Source organism: Bordetella bronchiseptica, from assembly GCF_900636925.1.
Lineage (GTDB): Bacteria > Pseudomonadota > Gammaproteobacteria > Burkholderiales > Burkholderiaceae_B > Bordetella > Bordetella pertussis.
Genome location: NZ_LR134326.1, coordinates 221,134 through 236,896, shown reverse-complemented (window position 1 = coordinate 236,896; position 15,763 = coordinate 221,134). Strand labels below are relative to the sequence as shown.

Genomic DNA, 15,763 nt, shown 5'->3' with positions numbered 1-15,763 from the left:
TAAAATCGTTTGTCGCTGTCCCCTTGCAAGCCTAGATTGCTTGCTGACCCAATCGCCTTTTTTCAATCAGTCCTAAAGGTTGTCAGCATGCAAGAGCTGTCGCAAGACGCGGGCGCGAGCACCGTCGACGCCCCCTATTTTTCGCCCCGCCGCCTGGGCCACGTCAATCTCATCGTCCGTGACACCGACGCATCGATGCGCTTCTACCAGGACGTCGTCGGCTTCGAAGAGGTCTATCGCGTGCCGGCCATCGGCGGCGGCTTTCTCAGCAACGGCAACACGCACCACGACATAGGCATGGTGCAAAGCTCGGGCCCTTCGGGCAAGGGCCGTCCGCCGGGCCTGAACCACCTCGCGTTCGAGCTGGAAACCGAAGTCGCGCTGGTCGAGGGCTACGAACGGTCGCGCCAGGACGGCCTGGCGTTCGAGCGCACCCTGGACCATGACATCGCGCACTCGGCCTATTGCTCCGACCCGGACGGCAACTCGTGCGAACTGTACGCCGACGTCGTGCGCGAATGGCGCACCGCGCGCACCGGCGAGGTCACCAAGCCCAAACCCGCATGGTGGCCGGGCAAGACGCCTCCCAACCCGCATCGCAACTACCATGCCGAACCGCAATTGCGCCAGGTCGCGCATGCGGCGTTCCATCCCTTGCGCACGCAGCATGCCACGCTGGTGGTGGCCGACCTGCGCGAAAGCATCGCTTTCTACACCCGCCGGATAGGGCTGGCGCTGCAGGCGCAGGGCGACGGCTACGCGCTGCTGGGCGGCCGGTGCGGCCGGCGCGACGTCGCGCTGGTGCAGGCGCGCGGCCAACTGAGCCCCGGCTACCATCACGTGGGCCTGGAAGTCGCCGACGCCGGCGAACTGCTGCAGGCGGCGCAACGCTGGCGCGAGCAGGGCGGCCAGGTGGAGCGCCTCATCGAGCACCCCTTGCGCACGGCGGTGTACATCACCGATCCGGACGGCCTGCTGCTGCAGTTCTTCGTCGACCACGCCGCCGACCACGCCGCCTGGCGCCACCTCGACCGGGAGCAGGCCCTGTGGATCGTGTGAACGCGCCGGCCGGCGGCGCGCAGCCGGTGAACCTGACCGCCTACGCCACCCGCCAGTACGCCGACATACTCGGCATACGGACCGCCTACTATCGCTCGTGCGCCCGCCCGCGGCCGGGCCAGCCCGCCATCGTGCTGGTGCATGGCGGCGCGCCGGGCGCATCGGCCGAACTCAACTGGTTCCGCAATTTCGCGGTGCTGGCGGCGGCCGGCTACGACGTGATCGCCTATGACCAGCCGGGCTTCGGATACAGCAGCCAGCCCGCCGACCACGGCATCGACTTCCGCTACCAGCACCTGGTCGCCACCCTGCAGGCCCTGGCGCCGGACGCCGTGCACCTGGCCGGCAACTCCATCGGCGGCCTGCTGTGCAGCCTGTACGCCCTGCGCCGGCCCGCCGCCGCCCCGCGGGCGCGCTCGCTGATCCTGGCGGCGCCGTTTCCCTATTTCGATCCGCCGGCGGCCGCCAACGACCGGCTGCTGGCGCACCGCGGCCGCCTCGGCTCGATCGAACCCACGTTCGAGAGCATCCAGGCGCTGTGCATGAACACCTTCAACCAGCCCGCGCAGGTCACCGAAGATATCGTGCGGCTGCGCCTGGACATGCTGGCGGGCGAGCGCTGGAATGCATACAAGGCGCGGGCCGGCGCCTCGCGCGAATTCGAGCGCGCCGACGTGCTCGGCCGGCAGCTCGATACCCCGACCCTGCTGGTATGGGGAGTGCAGGACCGCAGCCTGCCCTGCGAAATCGGCATCGAAGCGATGCAGCACCTCAGCCGCGGGCAGTTCGTCTTCCTCACCCAGTGCGGCCACTGGCCGCAGACGGAACACGCCGACGCGTTCAACCGCCTGGCGCTGGCCTTCCTCGACGAGCACGGCCGCCCCTGAACGCGCCGCCGCAACCAGGCACACAGGCTGGTGCATGCCGGCCTGTGTGCCTGGCGACGGCGCGACGGTCCGCTACAAGCCCAGCACCAGCCGCTTGCTGCGCGCCCGCGAGCAGCACGGCAGGAACTGGTCGTTCCTGCGCTTCTCGTCGTCGGACAGGTACATGTCGCGATGGTCCGGCTCGCCTTCCAGCACGCGCAGCAGGCAGGTGCCGCAGATGCCCTGCTCGCACGACGTCTCGACGAATACGCCATGGCGCGCCAGCGCCTGCACCACGCTCTCGTCCTTGCCGACCGCGAACACCTCGCCGGACGAGGACAGCTGCACTTCGAACCCTTCGTCCCCCGCCACGGCGGCATCGCTGCCTGGCGGATTGGAAAAGCGCTCGTAGTGGATGCGGGCGTCGTCCCAGCCCTGCTCGCGCGCCTGCGCGATCACGGCTTCGATGAACCCGCCCGGGCCGCACACGTACAGGTGCGCGCCGGGTTCCTGGCGCGCCAGCACCTGCGCGATATCCAGCCGCTGCGCCGGCGGGCCGTCGTCGGTGTGGATGTGCGCGCGCGCCGCCAGGCCGGGAGCCTGCAGCCGGTCCAGGAACGCCATCCGCTCGCGCGAACGGCCGCAATAATGCAGCGCGAACCGTCCGCCGCGCGCGGCCAGCGACTCGGCCATGCACAAGATGGGCGTGATGCCGATGCCGCCCGCCAGCAACAGCGACGGGCCATCGGCATCGGCCAGCGCAAACAGGTTGCGCGGCGCGCCGATCTCGATCACATCGCCCACGTCCAGCGCATCGTGCACCGCCTGCGATCCCCCGCGCGAGGCGGGTTCGCGCAGCACCGCGATCTGGTAGCGCGCCGCCGGGCCGCCGTAGCGGCACAGCGAATACTGCCGGCTGATGCCGTTGCCGACATGGACATCGACGTGGGCGCCCGGCGCATAGGCCGGCAAGGGCTCGCCGTCCAGGCTTTCGAGCTCCAGCACGCAGACGTCGCGCGCCCCGGCATGCTTGCCCGCGATACGCACCGCCAGACGCGCGTTCATTGGGGCACTTGCTCCTGCATCGCCTCGGCGTCGGGCACGGCGGGATAGCTCAGGCTCTTCAGGAAGTCCGCCAGCTCGCGCGTGTCGGCCACCGTATCGACGGGCGCCATCGAGAAGACCGTACCGTCGCGCACCAGCGCGCGGAACTTCTGCAGCGCCTCCGGGCTGGCCATGAAGTCCAGCACCTTGCGGCGCGCCATCACGATCGCCAGGTCGGCGCTGACCAGTTTCTCCTTGGTCCGGTCGGCGATGCGTCCCATGCCTTCCTGCATGGCGCGGTCCTGGTCGTTGACGCCATGGATGCCCGTGGTGGACGTGCCCTTCTGCGCTTCCCGGTTGACCAGGTAATCGTTGCGCCGATTGCGGATCGGCGCCCAGGTGTCGATGATGGAGCCGCTGTTGAGCTCGAACGGGCCGTAGCGATACTCGGGCGGAAAGGAAATGCCGCGCTCGACGAATTCCAGGAACGCCTGCGGCAGCTCCCCGTCCAGCACGTAGTTGAAATCCCAGCAATAGGTGTTCTCGTCGTCGATCGGCACCCAGGCCCGGCCGCCGATGGGCCAGGCCGCGCTGGGGATGACCGAGAACATGGGCGCCATCCATTGCGTGACGCGCCAGTAGAAGCGCTCGTCGGCGCGGCGCCGCGCGATCGACATGAACCCGATGGGCGTTTCCTCGACGTTCAGTTCCGGCCTGGGATCCTTGTAGGTGTAGGTGCGGTGCACGCGGTCGGATGCCACGCCCTGGTCCGACTTGTGCAGCGTCGATACGTGCGAGCTGTCGATCTCGCCTTCGGCGCCCTGCATCCAGTTGGTTTCCTGCACCCAGACGCTGGCCAGGCGCTGCTTCTCCGGCAGGTCGATCCAGGGAAACCGCGGCAACTCGGGCGCCGGCCCGGCGCCCATGTAGATCCAGACGATGCCGGCCTTCTCCTGCGCCTGATAGGCAGGCAGGTGCATTTTCTGGCACAGGTTGGAATTCTTCTCGCTGGGCATTTCCAGGCACTGGCCATCGCGGCCGTACAGCCAGCCGTGATAGGAGCAGCGGATGCCGCGCTCCTCGACCTTGCCGAAAAACAGCGGCGCGCCCCGGTGCAGGCAGTGCGCATGGGTGATACCGACCTGGCCGCTGCCGTCGCGAAACGCGATCAAGTCTTCGCCCAGCAGGCGCAGCCGCACCGGCGCGCGGCTGCCTTCGGGCAGCTGGGAGGACAACACAGCGGGCAACCATAATGAGCGGAAAAGCTCGCTGCCCGGCGTGCCGGCACCCACCCGGCACAGACGCTCATTATTTTCCTTGGTCAACATGACGTTCTCCTTTGTGCTACTTACCCGCGACGCTGGCCACGGCATTCATGATCTGCTTGGCCGCGGCTTCGCTTTGACGCAACTGTTCCTCGGTGCGGACTTCGACGACCTTGACATCGGGCATCATGGCCTTGATTTTCTGCGTCGTGGCCGAATCCGGATCATGGAACAACGACAGATATTCTTCCTTCTCCTGGATCTCGGCGCCCTCGGTGGCCAGCCACGCCAGGAACAGCTTGCCCAGGTTGGGCTGGGGCGCGCCCTTCAGCATGAACATGAACAACGGGCCCACCGGCATGGTGGCCAGCGGCGCCCACTCGATCGGCGCGCCCTTGCGCTTCTGCGCCTCGGCCAGCGCCGTGTAGCCCGACACGCCCAGCGCCACCTCGCCGTTGGAGATCGCGCCCACGACGGCCGGCGGCCCCGGCTTGAAGCGCGGCTTGTTGGCGATCAGCTTGTTGGTCAGCTCGACCGCCTTGTCCACGCCGATGTCCACCGCCAGGATGTCCAGCGGCGGCGGCGTATTGTTGGCCATAGCGAAGCGGCCCTGCCATTTCGGCTCGGTCAGCTCCCATAGGTCCTTGGGCACCTCGCCCGCCTTGACCAGGTTCTTGTTGTAGACCATGACATACTGCACGTCCCATTGGCGCAGCATGCGCTTGCGGTAGGACGGCAGCACGCCGTCGACCGCGGCCGCCTTGATCTTGGGGAACATCTCGCCGAAATCGCCGACCCAGTCCACTTCGGCGTCCAGCCCATTCCTGGCGAACCAGTTTTCGTACGTGTTGTAGCCGTAGCCGCCGATGGCGCTGGGGACCGCCAGGCCGGCCGTGGCCTGCTGGTGCACGCGCGGCGCCGACACCGTCGACGTCAGCGGGGTCCACTCCCACTTCACATCGATGCCGAAGCGCTTCTGGAACGCCTCCATGATACGGCGCTGGGCCTGCTCCGACTTGGGCGAACTGACCATGATCACGAACGGTCCGGTAGCGGCTTCCTTGCGCGCCGCCTCGACGATGGCCTGGTTGTCGGCCGCCCGCGCGGCGAACACGGCGAGCGAGGAGAGCGCCACCGCCGACAGCCACTGCCCGCCGCGCTTGATCGCGGCCCTCCTGGAACTGCACGTCTTGTCTTGCATTGCCTGTCTCCTGGTCGTTGTTTTACGTCCGGGGCCTTTTGTTTTCATGGAAAGCCCCGTCGGATTACTACTCTAGGAACTGCCGTCTCGCCGGACAAACGATTTCTCCGTCGCTCATGCATGACCTGTGCTCAGCTATTGCGCTCGTCGACCCGCGCCATGTAGACCTGCAGGGGCATGACCACCGCCGCCAGCAGCACGATCAGCACCACCGACAGCGCCGCCGCGCCCGGCACATCGGGATAACCCCACAACAGCCACAGCGCCGAACTCAGCATGGCCGTCTTGGTGGTCAGGAAGATCAGCGGAATGCCGACGTCGCGCATGCCATGGGCAAAGACCAGCAGCCACCCGTTGAAGATCTGCGTGCGCAGGATCGGCACCAGGACGCGCCACATGATGCGCAGCCGCCCGACTCCGCCCAGGATGGCGGCGCGCTCGATATCGGGATGCACCTGGATCAGCGCCGCCGAGATGACCCGCGTGCCGAACACCAGATTGACCACGACCTGGGCCAGCAGGATGGCGGCAATGGTGCCGTAGATGGGCGTGCGCACATACAGCAGCAGCACCGCCAGCCCCAGGACGATGTTGGGAATCGCGATGGGCAGGAACGACAGCACATCGAGCCAGCGGCACCAGCGGTTGACCGGACGCACCGAGACATACGCGACCAGGAAGCTGACGCAGATCGCCAGGGTCGAGCCCAGCACCACGACGATGGCCGTATTGGACAGGCTGCGCTGGAACAGCGACGACGAGAACAGCTGGCGGTAGTTGTCGAACGAGACATTGGCCAGCGCCTCGACCGAGGGCAGTGTGTAGAACGGCAGCAGGCTGGCCCACAGCAGGATCAGCACCGGCATGAAAGCCAGCAGGAAGAACGCCACCGCATAGCCGTGCACGGCATGCCTGCGCCAGCCCAGCTCCTTGGCCACCAGCCGGAAGTTCTTGCCGCCGATGACGGCGAATTTCTCGGACTCGCGGGTCAGTCGCTGGTACAGCAGCACCAGGAACAGCGCGATCACCACCAGCACGATCCCGAACGCCGCCGCCAGGTTGTAGTCGGGCGCGCCCAGCTCGGCCGTGCTCAGCAGGTAGATGCGGGTGCTCAGGACCTGGATGCCGCCGGTCAGGCCGATGGACAGCGGAATCTCGAAGACCTGGATCATGATCATCACCGTATAGATGAAGACCGACAGCAGGCCGGGCAGGAGAATCGGGCCGACGATACGCAGCAGGATGCGCCAGGGCGACACGCCCGCCAGCGTCGCCGGGAACTCCAGCTTGTAGTCCATGTTCCGGATGATGCCGGACAGCATCACGTAAATGGTCGGCGTCAGCAGGAAGCTGCTGACCAGCACCATCATGCCCAGGCTGTAGATATTGATCGGGCCGTTCTGCGTTTCCAGGTCGAACCAGGTGCGCAGCAGATGATTGATGTAGCCGTTGCTGGGGTTGAGCAGCAACACCCAGCCAAAGCCCTGGATCAGCGAGGGCAGCGACAGGGTCAGGATCATCAGCACCCGCACCGTGACCTTGTAGCGGAAATCCGTGCGCTCGGTGATCCACGCCCATAGCGTGGCGAAGAACGTGGCGATCGCGATGGTGCCGCCCACGTAGATCACCGTGTTGGATATCAGCTGGCCCAACCCGGGCTGGCTGGCCAGGTTGACGAAGTTCTCCAGCGAGAACCCGGCGGGATCCAGCCACAGCTTGCCCTGGGGACGAAAGGCCGTCAGCAGCAGGACCAATACGGGCAGAACGGTCAGCGACACCACCAGAAAGCTGACCAGGCCAAAAATGGCGACCATGCTGACTACTCCTCGATGCAGTGGATTTTCTCAGGGGGGTAGTGCAGCTCGACCTGGGCAGCGCCCGCATCCATGGCGCGCGCGTTCACGTACGCGGACACGGCCTGGCCGGCGTCGGCCGGCGCGCGGCACACGACCTCCATGCGTTCGCCCAGGAAAACGCAGCGCTCGACCGCCAGCGAATACCGGTTCGGCCGGTCGCGCGGCCCGTCGGCGGCAACCAGCTGGAAGTCCTCCTGCCTGAGCACCAGCGTGGCCTTGTCGCCGGCCTTCAGCGCCGCAGCGCGCCGCGGAAAGACCACCGGCCCCAGCGCGCAGCGCGCCAGCACGTCGCCCGAGCCCGCATCGACCTGCTCGACCGTCGCCTCCAGCAGGTTCGGCGCCCCCATGAACTGGGCCACGAAGCGCGTTCCGGGCTGGTAGTAGATCTGGTGGGGCGTGCCGATCTGCTCGATCCTGCCTTCGCTCATCACGATGATGGTGTCCGACATCGCCAGCGCTTCCTTCTGGTCGTGCGTGACGTAGACCGTCGTGATGCCCTCCCGGCTGACGACTTCCCGGATCTGCTTCTGCATCGCGTCGCGCAGATTGGCGTCCAGGTTGGAGAGCGGCTCGTCGAGCAGGATCAGGTTCGGGCTTTGCGCGATGGCGCGCGCCAGCGCCACGCGCTGCTGCTGGCCGCCGCTGAGCAGGGGCGCCGGCCGGTCGGCCAGGTGCGCCAGGTGGACCTTCTCGAGCGCGGCGTCGGTGGCCTGCTCCAGCTCGGCGCGGCCGCGGCGGCGTTGGCGGCCGTTGAGCAGCGGAAAGGCGACGTTCTCGCGCACCGTCATGTGCGGCCAGATCGCGTAGCTCTGGAACACCATCGATATGTTGCGCCCGGCCGCCGGCACGTACACCGAACCGTCGCCGTCGTAGACGGTACAGCCGCTGATGTCTATCCTGCCGCCCGAAGGCTTGTCCAGGCCTGCCAGCATGTTGAGCAATGTCGACTTGCCGCAGCCGCTGGGGCCCAGCAAGGTGACGAAAGCGCCCGCCGGCGCCTCGAACGACACGCCGCGCAAGGCCTGGTGGTGCTCGCCCCGGCGCGTGTACCCTTTGGTGAGATCGGTGACTCGAAGACCCATGGTTGCCACCTCAGCGCTCGACCTGCCTGCCGGTCGCGCTGGACTCCAGCACGGCCAGGCACACTTCCAGCGTGTCCTTGCCCCAGCGCGCGTCGCGCAACGCCGGCGCCACGCCGGCGATGGCGTCGCGCAGCTCGTCGATCGTGTCGCCCTGGCTGAACGGCCCGCGTCCCGTGATGGCCGGCACCTCGCGCACCCCCTCGTCGCCGTAGACCAGCACCCCCTCGGGCGAGGCGCGCAGGTCGGCGTGCTCGCACGTCACCAGCATCACGCCGAAGTGCGGCTGCTTGCGGTCGGTATTGCCGGATTCCATCGACTTCGAGATCGGGCCGCCGAAGCCATAGCGGGAACGGCGCAGTTCGGCCTCGTCGCCCTCCAGCTGGCGCAGCACCTTGCGCGCGCCGCCGTGGTTCGGCTGCTTCGCGCGCCCGCCTTCGGCCAGCCAGAAATGCATTTCGTCGCTGTCGAAGTGGTCGTATCCGCTGTACACCATCACCGCGCAAGCGCCGTCTTCCAGCGTCAGCATGGCGGCGCAATTGCCTTCGGTGGGGCGCTTGGGATCGAGCCGCCCGGTCATGGCGCGCACCGCGGTGATGCGCTGCCCGGTGATGGTCTTGATGCTGTCGATCTGGTGCGGAAGCTGGTTGTAGATGATGCCGCCGCCCTTGCTGGTGTCCAGTTCCTCGGGCCGGCGCGGACGGTACAGGAAATCCGTGTAGTTGAAGCAATTGAGCATGGACACGCGGCCCACGCTGCCTTCCTGGACGATGGCGCGCAGGGTGCGCACCACCGGGTCGTGGCTGCGCGACGTGCCCACCACCAGGTGCACGCCGGCGCGCTCGACCGCCTCGATCATGCGGTCGGCCTCGTCGCGGCTCAGCGTCAGCGGCTTCTCGACAATGATGTGCAGGCCCTGCTCGCTGGCCTGCACCACATGCTCGCAATGGAACTGGTGCGGAGACGCGATGTACACGGCGTCCATTTGCACGTGCTGCATCATCTCGGCCAGCGTGGCGAACACGGGGATCCCGTATTCCTTGCCGAACCGCTCGCGCACGTCCTCGTTGGGATCGCAGGCCGCCACGATCTGCGCGTCGGGATGGTGGCGCATCGCCGGCGCCATCAGCACCGATCCCGCGAAACCCAGGCCGCAAATTCCGAATCGTATCTTCATTGTCTGTCTCCTCCGTGGTTTGCGGCGGCTATACGTGGCCGTATTGTTCGAGCGCCTGGGCCAGCGTCAGCCCCTTGGCCAGATCGATCCGGATCTGCCGTTCGGTGTCGGTCAGCTTCTCGGCCTCGGCCAGCACCTGCTCGACCACTTCCATGGGAATGACGATCGCCCCGTCCTCGTCGGCCAGGATGAAATCGCCGGGCCGCACCTGTACATAGGTGGACGTCGCGCCGCGCAGGTAGACCGGCACCTGGCTGTCGGTCACCTTCCAGCGGCCGATCGACTGCACCGGCGTGCGGTAGCGGGCGTACACGGGAAAGCCGTGCTCGCCGATCCAGCGCACGTCGCGGATGCCGCCATCGACCAGCGCGCCCACGCAGCCGCGCTCCTTCATGCCCAGCGCGATCAGCTCGCCGAAATAGCAGATGCCGTCCCCGTCGCCGCTCCAGACGCTGATCTCGCCTTCCGAGATGCCGTGGCATGCCTGCATCTTGGCCGCGTCGCCGCCCAGCGGATAGGGCGTCATCTGGCCGCGTATCGTGTAGGCCCAGCCGGCCAGCCGGCCGCCATCGGCGGGGTAGGGCGAGAACTCCTGGGCCAGCCCGCAGTCCAGATAGCCGAGGGTGTCCAGCACATCCGCCACGTTGGCGGTGTCGACCACCGCGAACCGTTGCCGGATGTCATCGCGCTGCGCTTTCGAGAACATGTCTTGCTCCTGTAATGTCGGTTTTGCTGCAGATCAGATGCCGGGAATCAGCCCGCCATCCACGCGTACCGTCGAGCCCGTGATATAGGACGCGGCCTCGCTGGCCAGAAAGGCGACCGTGTCGCCGTATTCCTGCGGACGCCCGTACCTGCCCGCCGGAATGCTGTCCGTGCTGGCGTCCACGACCTCGGCCAGCGCGCGGCCTTCGCGGCCCGCCTTCGCCTCGTCCAGCTGCTGGATGCGCCGCGTCGCGATCCGGCCCGGCAGCACCACGTTGGCCGTGATGCCTGCCGCCGCGACCTCGCGCGACAGCGTCTTGGACCAGCCCAGCAGGGCGGCGCGCAGCGTATTGGAAATACCCAGGTTGGGAATCGGCGCCGCCACGCCGGACGACGCGCTGGTGATCACCCGCCCCCATTGCGCCCGCCGCATGCCGGGCAGCACCGCGTCGGTCAGCCTGATGACGCTGGCCACCATGGCGCGGAAGTGCTTCTCCCAGTCGTCGGTGTGCACGCCCTGCGCCAGCGTGGGCGGCGGGCCGCCCGTGTTGTTCACCAGGATCTGCACATCGCCCCAGTGCGCCGCGATCCGCGCCACGCGCGCCTCGGTGTCGCCGAGCTCGGACAGATCCCAGTGCATGGGCATGGCCGTTCCGCCGGCCGCCTCGATCCGGTTGGCGGCCTGCCTGGCGGCGTCCAGGTCGATGTCGGCCACCACGACCCTGGCGCCTTCCCTGGCCAGGCTGTCCGCGATGGCCCCGCCCAGGCCGCCGCCGCCGCCCGTCACCAATGCAATCCTGTTCGCGATACCCAAGTCCATGGCGCGCTCCTCAGGTGCCGACGCGCACGGGCGCGGACATCTTGCGCAGCATGGCCATGACGCTTTGCGCGGTAATGCGTCCGGTCTTGGGATTCTCCGACGGGATGTTCTCGATCGTCATGCGCAGCAGCGCGGCATCGGACACCACTTCGATCGTGTGCGTGTTGCGCACCACGCCAGGATCGGCCCACACTTCCAGCTGCGTCTCGTCGGGGCCGATGCCGGCCAGCGACAGCGCCACGGCCACGTTCAGGTTGGCCGGAAACCCGCGGGCCGCCGCGCGCGCCGAGCCCGAATACAGCAGCAGCGGTTCGGTCAGCCCGTCGATGTCCAGGTTGCGCTCGGCCAGGATGGGCGCACCCTTGAAGCCGATGGGCGGCTTGCGCGAAACCATCTTCACCGACTCGATGCGGCCTTCCGCCGCCGCCGTGACGGCGTCCAGGCCCAGCAGGGCGCCAGTGGGCACCAGGATCTGTCCGTCGCTCGATCCGGCCTTGCGAAACAGCTCCGGAAACTCCAGCAGGGCGCCGACCGACAGCACGATGACTTTCTTGCCCGCGTCCAGCACCGGCTCGACGATCTGCGGCAGGACGGCCGCCGGCGCGCACTCGACCACGATATCGGCGTGGCGCGGCAGTTCGTGCAGCGGCACGGCCGGCACCGGCCGGGGCAGCGATGCGATGAAATCCGCGGTCCTGCCCGGGTCGCGCCCGCTGACCGCGCTGAGCCGGCAGCCGGCCACTTCGTTGCGCGCCAGGCGGTTGGCAAGCGCCTTGCCGATCGCCCCGAGCCCCGCAACCGCGACACCCAACTCCTCTCTACTACTCATTGCTTTCCTTTTATTCATCTATAAAATGGGCGGAACGCTACGTCAAGGAATGTATGCGGCGGCAAATAGGGCGACAAACGATTTGTTCTCGGCCCAGGCATGACGACAAGTAATGCGTCAAGCCGCCCGTCCCGGACAGAAAAAAGCGCAGGAGGAGAAAGAGGTATGCACAAGGCCTTGCCGTCCCTTATCGCGTTGCGCTTTTTCGAGGCGGCGGGACGGCTGCAGAGTTTCTCGAACGCGGCCCACGAGCTGCACGTCACCCAGGGGGCCGTCAGCCGGCAGATCCGCGCGCTGGAAGACGAGCTCGGCGTCAAGCTGTTCAATCGCCTGACCCGCAAGGTCGAGCTCACCGATGCCGGCCGCACCTACCTTGCCGACGTCGACGCGGCCTTCGCGCGCCTGCGCGCGGGCACCGAGCGCCTGAAGGCGCAGCAGGAGCACACCATCCTGCGCATCAGCGTGCTGCCGTCGGTCGGGTCATCCTGGCTGATGCCGCGCCTGGGTTCGTTCACGCGCGAGTACCCCTACATCGAGATCCGCATCAGCAGCTCGATCGAACCCGCCAACCTGCAGGCCGGCGATGCCGACGTCGCCATACGGGTCGGCGCCATGCCCGGCCACCAGTACGGCAACGACTCGCCGCGCATCGACCTGGTGATGACCGAAGACTGGCGCGATGTGCTGGCGGAAGAATTGATGGAGGACGTGCTGGTGCCGGTGTACTCGCCCAACATCCTCGAAGTGAATGCCAGGCTGGACGACAAGCGGGTCTTCCAGACCCTGCCGCTCATCCACACGACCAGCCGGGCCGACGCGTGGACCGGCTGGATGAAGGCCTTCAACCTGCACGAGCCGCCCGCCACGCCGCGCATCGAATACGGCCACTTCTTCATGTCGCTGGATGCCGCGCGCCAGGGGCTGGGCGTGGCGCTGATCCCGGAAATCATCTACCGCAGCTCATACACCCAGGGCCTGCACTGCGCCTCGCAGTACCGTACCCGCAGCGCGGGCGAGTACTACATGCTCACCCTGAACCGGCACGCGCAAAGCCACCACGTCGCGGTATTCCGCGACTGGGTGCGCAGGCAGTTCCGGGAGTTCAGGCACGGCGGGGCCGCGCCCGGATAGGGCGCCGCGCGGGCGCCCGTGCGATGCCTAGCCGAGCAGCGCGATGGATTTGGCCGCCGGGTCCAGGCGCAGGGCGGCTCCGCTGGCGATGGCCTGCAGCAGGCGCGCGTCGAAGCCTTCCATGATGGGCATGCCGGCCAGCACCGCTCCCTGGACCATGACCGGGTTGAGCTTGCCGAACACCAGGGCCTTGGGCGCGATGCCCTTGTGCAGCAGGTCGTAGAACGCCCAGCCGCCCGCCACGCCGCCCTTGGCGGTCGGGATGACGAGAATGCGATCCTTGATGGATTCGCCTTCCGCGCTGTGCCCGATGCGCGAGATCACGCCGCTCCAGCGGTCCAGGTCGTAGCGCGGGCTGAACCCCTCCCGCATGACCAGGGCCTGGCCCTCGACGACCGGCCCCCAGGCGCGATCGACCGCAAAAACTTCACTCATCGGAGTTCTCCCGTGCAGGCAATGTCCACGCAATCCGCCGTGCGGCGCAAGACGGTGTTGAAGCGATGGGCGGTAATGGTGTTGACCAGCTTGCCCGAATTGGAGATCAGGTTGGTCCAGCCGTTTTCCTCGCGGATCTTCGACAGGCGCTGCAGGATGTAGAAGCAGACGCCCTGCAGGATCGTCACGCCGGCGGCTTCCAGCACGTCGACATAGCCCAGCCGTTTCGCATCGCTGTAGATCATGTGGTTGGTCGTCACGACCGCGGTCATGCCCGGCGCCACGCGGCGCCCCGCGAACCGCTCGGAGAGCGACTGCATTTCGTACAACGAAAGCTGCGGGCCCGAGAAGACCACGATGTTCGCGCCGCCGTCCTTGTACTGGTAGGCGTCGAAGACGGCCTGCAGGTCGGCATCCGTGACGGTCATGGCCGCGGCGGGCGCCGCGCCGCCGAAGGCGGCCTCCAGCGTCGGCGCTTCCGGCGTCGCGCCGACCATGTGGAACATCGCCATCGAGCCGTAGCTCGCCAGCGAGGCGCCGAGATGCTTCAGTTCGTCGGACATCGGCGTCTTGCCGTAGCCGTCGATCACGGGAACCGCGAAATAGTCCTGGTTGGGATGCCCGATGATCTTGCCCAGCGCGCCCCAGTCCGCGAAGTCGCGCATCTGCGCCTGCAGCCTGACATGGAGGGTTCCGCGCCGCGCCGCGTCGAGGTGAAAGCCGTACTCCGGCGTGCGGCCGGTCAGCGCCGCGGCGAAACTGGACTTGCCGGCCTCGAAGTTCGTGCGCGCGCCCAGCACCGAGTTCGCGTAGATGACGGTGCCGGTGTCGCCCCAGGCCACGTGCTCGCCGATCTTCGGCTGGTACACGTGCTGATACGGGATGCACGAATCGGTGGCCGCGATGCGCATCGTCTTGTAGCGCGAGAGGATATCCTTCTCTTTTTCCTCTTCCTCGGCGTCCTGCGCCATCCTGGGATCGGCGTGGAAATGCATGCATTGCGCATTGCTCGATGCGGGCACGGCACAGCTCGCATGCTGGTCGGTCATGTGCCGCAGATGCTGCAGCCCGCCATCGCCCATCACCTCGATGTCGCCCATCACATGGGCATGGGTGATGGGAACGAAGCGCTCGGCGCCGAAGAAGTTGCCGACCTGAACCTGGAATTCGATCGCTTCCTGCACCGCGGCGCCCTTGTCGCCGCGCAGCATCGCGAGTTCTTCCTCGCTCAGCCGCATGGTCCCTTGATCCAACGTAGTTGTGTTGCTCATCGCCTTTCCTTCGTTGTTCAGTCCGCTTTCGCGCCTGATTCCTTGACCAACTTGCCGTACTTCCGCCGTTCCGCGTCAACGAACCGGGCCATATCGCCGGCGTCCATGAACGCGGGGCTGGCGCCCTGCGCCTGCAGGCGCTCGGCGAAACCCGGCTCGCGGGTAATCGCGCCGATCTTCCCGGACAGCAGCTTGATCACCTCCGGCGGCGTTCCGGCCGGCGCGAACACGCCCTGCCAGTTCTCGATGGCGAAACCCGCAAAGCCCTGCTCAGCCATGGTCGGCACCTCAGGCAACAGCGCGGAGCGCTGGGGCGTGGTGACGGCCAGCGCCCGCAGCTTGCCGGCCTTCAGGTGCGGCAGCGCCGGCGGCAGGCCGGAGAAGAACATGTCGACCTGGCCGCCCAGCAGGTCGGTCATCGCCGGCGCGCCGCCCTTGTACGGGATATGGGCAATGCCCGCCCTGGACTCCAGCCGGAACCATTCGCCGGCCAGGTGTTGCGGCCCGCCAGTACCGGACGAGGCATAGTTCGCCGCGCCGTCCTTGCCCTTGATCTGGGCCAGCAGGTCGGCTACCGAATGGGCGGGGCTGCGCGCGTTGACCACCAGCACCAGGGGCGCGGACGCCACCCGCGCCACCGCGACGAGATCCTTGGCCGGGTCATAGGGCATCTTGGCGTAGAGCAGCGGGTTGATCGCCACCTCGGCGGGCGAGCCGACCAGCAAGGTATAGCCATCGGCGGGCGAGCGCGCCACCGTGTCGGCGCCGATATTGCCGCCGGCGCCGGAGCGGTTCTCGACGATGACGGATTGCCCCAGCTCCTCGCCCAGGCGGGCGCCCAGCATGCGCGCCACTACATCCGTCGCGCCGCCGGCCGGGAAGGGCACGATGATGCGTATGGGCTTGTCGGGATAGGCAGCGGCCGCCACGCTGCCCAGGCCCAGTGCCGTGGCGGCCAGGCCGCCGGCGATCAGGTTTCTGAGTTTCATGATGTCTCCTCTTGCTGGACGTGACTATGCGCGCTC

At 67.4% G+C, this 15,763-nt stretch carries 15 protein-coding genes; 3 read left to right on the top strand and 12 right to left on the bottom strand.

Going from position 1 to position 15,763, the window contains the following annotated elements; translation table 11 throughout:
• Positions 1 to 87: 87 nt before the first annotated feature.
• Both EL288_RS01110 and EL288_RS01105 read left to right on the top strand, forming a co-directional pair.
• Entirely contained in the window at positions 88 to 1,059 is a 972-nt protein-coding gene (locus EL288_RS01110; RefSeq protein WP_225665494.1) for a VOC family protein, read from the top strand.
• Entirely contained in the window at positions 1,047 to 1,946 is a 900-nt protein-coding gene (locus tag EL288_RS01105; protein ID WP_126621881.1) for an alpha/beta fold hydrolase, read from the top strand. The genes EL288_RS01110 and EL288_RS01105 overlap by 13 nt, the downstream gene beginning before the upstream one ends.
• A gap of 72 nt (positions 1,947 to 2,018) precedes the next feature.
• Here the strand turns inward: EL288_RS01105 and EL288_RS01100 are convergent, their stop codons facing one another.
• The 9 genes from EL288_RS01100 to EL288_RS01060 all read right to left on the bottom strand — a co-directional run bounded on the left by EL288_RS01100 (position 2,019) and on the right by EL288_RS01060 (position 11,901).
• Positions 2,019 to 2,990: a PDR/VanB family oxidoreductase gene (locus tag EL288_RS01100; protein WP_003815651.1), complete on the bottom strand. Its 972-nt coding sequence runs from the start codon at positions 2,988 to 2,990 to the stop codon at positions 2,019 to 2,021.
• Positions 2,987 to 4,207, bottom strand: a complete 1,221-nt coding sequence (locus EL288_RS01095; RefSeq protein ID WP_231844138.1) for a Rieske 2Fe-2S domain-containing protein — start codon at positions 4,205 to 4,207, stop codon at positions 2,987 to 2,989. Before EL288_RS01095 ends, EL288_RS01100 begins: the two co-directional genes overlap by 4 nt.
• 106 nt (positions 4,208 to 4,313) lie before the next feature.
• Positions 4,314 to 5,435 (bottom strand): ABC transporter substrate-binding protein, encoded by a 1,122-nt coding sequence (locus EL288_RS01090; protein ID WP_003815655.1) that lies wholly within the window; start codon positions 5,433 to 5,435, stop codon positions 4,314 to 4,316.
• A 131-nt stretch (positions 5,436 to 5,566) separates the two neighbouring features.
• Positions 5,567 to 7,249 (bottom strand): ABC transporter permease, encoded by a 1,683-nt coding sequence (locus EL288_RS01085; RefSeq protein ID WP_003815656.1) that lies wholly within the window; start codon positions 7,247 to 7,249, stop codon positions 5,567 to 5,569.
• A gap of 5 nt (positions 7,250 to 7,254) precedes the next feature.
• Positions 7,255 to 8,373, bottom strand: a complete 1,119-nt coding sequence (locus EL288_RS01080) for an ABC transporter ATP-binding protein (protein WP_033458630.1) — start codon at positions 8,371 to 8,373, stop codon at positions 7,255 to 7,257.
• Between the two features lie 10 nt (positions 8,374 to 8,383).
• Entirely contained in the window at positions 8,384 to 9,547 is a 1,164-nt protein-coding gene (locus tag EL288_RS01075) for a Gfo/Idh/MocA family protein (protein ID WP_010927199.1), read from the bottom strand.
• A 28-nt stretch (positions 9,548 to 9,575) separates the two neighbouring features.
• On the bottom strand, positions 9,576 to 10,253 hold the full coding sequence (locus EL288_RS01070; RefSeq protein WP_080603799.1) for an RraA family protein: 678 nt from the start codon (positions 10,251 to 10,253) through the stop codon (positions 9,576 to 9,578).
• Between the two features lie 33 nt (positions 10,254 to 10,286).
• Positions 10,287 to 11,072, bottom strand: a complete 786-nt coding sequence (locus EL288_RS01065) for an SDR family oxidoreductase (RefSeq protein ID WP_015040701.1) — start codon at positions 11,070 to 11,072, stop codon at positions 10,287 to 10,289.
• A 10-nt stretch (positions 11,073 to 11,082) separates the two neighbouring features.
• Positions 11,083 to 11,901, bottom strand: a complete 819-nt coding sequence (locus EL288_RS01060; protein WP_003815666.1) for an aspartate dehydrogenase — start codon at positions 11,899 to 11,901, stop codon at positions 11,083 to 11,085.
• Between the two features lie 165 nt (positions 11,902 to 12,066).
• Between EL288_RS01060 and EL288_RS01055 the strand changes: the two genes are divergently transcribed.
• Positions 12,067 to 13,032 (top strand): LysR substrate-binding domain-containing protein, encoded by a 966-nt coding sequence (locus EL288_RS01055; RefSeq protein ID WP_003815667.1) that lies wholly within the window; start codon positions 12,067 to 12,069, stop codon positions 13,030 to 13,032.
• Positions 13,033 to 13,059: 27 nt separating this feature from the next.
• On the opposite strand, the gene EL288_RS01050 is transcribed toward EL288_RS01055, so the two are convergent.
• Genes EL288_RS01050 through EL288_RS01040 form a run of 3 tightly spaced genes read right to left on the bottom strand, consistent with a single transcriptional unit; the run spans position 13,060 to position 15,727 of the window.
• A complete protein-coding gene (locus tag EL288_RS01050) occupies positions 13,060 to 13,467 on the bottom strand; it encodes an aconitase X swivel domain-containing protein (protein WP_003815668.1) in 408 nt (135 codons plus the stop codon).
• Positions 13,464 to 14,705: an aconitase X gene (locus EL288_RS01045; protein ID WP_326929484.1), complete on the bottom strand. Its 1,242-nt coding sequence runs from the start codon at positions 14,703 to 14,705 to the stop codon at positions 13,464 to 13,466. The genes EL288_RS01050 and EL288_RS01045 overlap by 4 nt, the downstream gene beginning before the upstream one ends.
• Positions 14,706 to 14,755: 50 nt before the next feature.
• Positions 14,756 to 15,727 (bottom strand): Bug family tripartite tricarboxylate transporter substrate binding protein, encoded by a 972-nt coding sequence (locus tag EL288_RS01040; RefSeq protein ID WP_003815671.1) that lies wholly within the window; start codon positions 15,725 to 15,727, stop codon positions 14,756 to 14,758.
• Positions 15,728 to 15,763: the final 36 nt, after the last annotated feature.

Excerpts from the sequence above, each read along its gene's own strand:
- EL288_RS01100 (WP_003815651.1), bottom strand. The coding sequence starts at position 2,990 with ATGAACGCGCGTCTGGCGGTGCGTATCGCGGGCAAGCATGCCGGGGCG.
- EL288_RS01075 (WP_010927199.1), bottom strand. The coding sequence starts at position 9,547 with ATGAAGATACGATTCGGAATTTGCGGCCTGGGTTTCGCGGGATCGGTG.
- EL288_RS01065 (WP_015040701.1), bottom strand. The coding sequence starts at position 11,072 with ATGGACTTGGGTATCGCGAACAGGATTGCATTGGTGACGGGCGGCGGC.
- EL288_RS01110 (WP_225665494.1), top strand. The coding sequence starts at position 88 with ATGCAAGAGCTGTCGCAAGACGCGGGCGCGAGCACCGTCGACGCCCCC.
- EL288_RS01070 (WP_080603799.1), bottom strand. The coding sequence starts at position 10,253 with ATGTTCTCGAAAGCGCAGCGCGATGACATCCGGCAACGGTTCGCGGTG.
- EL288_RS01040 (WP_003815671.1), bottom strand. The coding sequence starts at position 15,727 with ATGAAACTCAGAAACCTGATCGCCGGCGGCCTGGCCGCCACGGCACTG.
- EL288_RS01080 (WP_033458630.1), bottom strand. The coding sequence starts at position 8,373 with ATGGGTCTTCGAGTCACCGATCTCACCAAAGGGTACACGCGCCGGGGC.
- EL288_RS01055 (WP_003815667.1), top strand. The coding sequence starts at position 12,067 with ATGCACAAGGCCTTGCCGTCCCTTATCGCGTTGCGCTTTTTCGAGGCG.
- EL288_RS01050 (WP_003815668.1), bottom strand. The coding sequence starts at position 13,467 with ATGAGTGAAGTTTTTGCGGTCGATCGCGCCTGGGGGCCGGTCGTCGAG.
- EL288_RS01085 (WP_003815656.1), bottom strand. The coding sequence starts at position 7,249 with ATGGTCGCCATTTTTGGCCTGGTCAGCTTTCTGGTGGTGTCGCTGACC.
- EL288_RS01060 (WP_003815666.1), bottom strand. The coding sequence starts at position 11,901 with ATGAGTAGTAGAGAGGAGTTGGGTGTCGCGGTTGCGGGGCTCGGGGCG.
- EL288_RS01045 (WP_326929484.1), bottom strand. The coding sequence starts at position 14,705 with ATGCGGCTGAGCGAGGAAGAACTCGCGATGCTGCGCGGCGACAAGGGC.
- EL288_RS01090 (WP_003815655.1), bottom strand. The coding sequence starts at position 5,435 with ATGCAAGACAAGACGTGCAGTTCCAGGAGGGCCGCGATCAAGCGCGGC.